Source organism: Metasolibacillus meyeri (genome assembly GCF_003049505.1).
Lineage (GTDB): Bacteria > Bacillota > Bacilli > Bacillales_A > Planococcaceae > Metasolibacillus > Metasolibacillus meyeri.
The window spans coordinates 1-1,175 of record NZ_PYWN01000092.1 but is presented as its reverse complement, the minus strand read 5'-3'; the positions used below and the strand labels follow the sequence as shown (position 1 = coordinate 1,175).

The 1,175-nt window shown below is 32.1% G+C and carries 1 protein-coding gene; it reads right to left on the bottom strand.

What is annotated here, in order from left to right; genetic code table 11:
* Positions 1-83 precede the first annotated feature (83 nt).
* Positions 84-1,067: an NHL repeat-containing protein gene (locus C9J34_RS13915; RefSeq protein WP_107840783.1), complete on the bottom strand. Its 984-nt coding sequence runs from the start codon at positions 1,065-1,067 to the stop codon at positions 84-86.
* Positions 1,068-1,175: the final 108 nt, after the last annotated feature.

Here is a 1,175-nt window from a genome sequence, read left to right as displayed (position 1 = left end):
GGCTGTTAAATATTTGATATTAAGTTGTTGATTAGTTACTACTTATTTGGGGACTAAAGTGTATCAATAACGGATAACATATATCATGTAGGAAACAAGCTTCCTCTTAGTTCTGATTCCTTGGTAGGTAATCCGTAGTCATGCAACCTTTCAAAGTTCTGAATTTCATTCTTTTTATCTATCGTAAATCTCAAAATACTTGAGTGCTCCGTTATCTCAGTAAAATAAAAATAGTCCCCTATTTTATTAAAGAAATACGGTGTACCCTTTAAACCTAAATCTGTATATAAGTCTTCATATACTCCATCTTTCAAAGTGCTTAAATCGTCAGTGCGGACGAAATTCATTGGTACGCTGGATGTAATATAAAAATATTGGTTGATTTTATAAATATCGTTCATACCTGATAATTCCTCTGGAACATCATATTCTTCCATCACATCAAACGACTCATCTAGATAAGCCGCCACTACAATTTTATTGGGTCCTGATACAAAGTACATTTTACCATCAATAATACTAAACGAGCGAGTATACTTTTCTTCTAAAAAATCAAGTTTTTTACTATACTCTAACTGTAGTTTCCCTCCAACATTTTTGAAGAAATACATATCAGTTGAACCCGAACCTAATACATAAAAACCGTTGCTCTCTGGGCTATACATAACTCTGTGTGGTCTAATTCCAACCTCTTCTATTTCCTGGTGTAGCACAAATTTTCCTGTTTTATCTTTTTTATAAACATTGACTTTATGGTATCCAGTATTGTCTACTACTAATAATTCACCATCAGTAGCAATCGAATGGGGACCTCCAAGAGTTTTATCATCCAAAACTTCCCATTCACTTATAGGAGATTCGATGTTTGGTGAATAAATAACTCTATGCTGCCAACAATCCACTATAAAATAATTTTCATCAATTTTAGTAACGTATGTCGGGGTATAGAGCCTTTCTTCCCAACTCATTTTTTCTGCTATTGTATGTTCTGTTGTTGCTAAATCAACATTTCCATTTCCACTTGCAATCAGATACATTGATATCAATAATGGTATGATAATTTTCAATTTTAATTCTCCCTCCTAACTATCTATTACTTTATTTGTATCACATTATTATAGCAAATGTTAGGAAATTATACTGATTTTTATACAAGAAGAGTTCCTGAAAATATT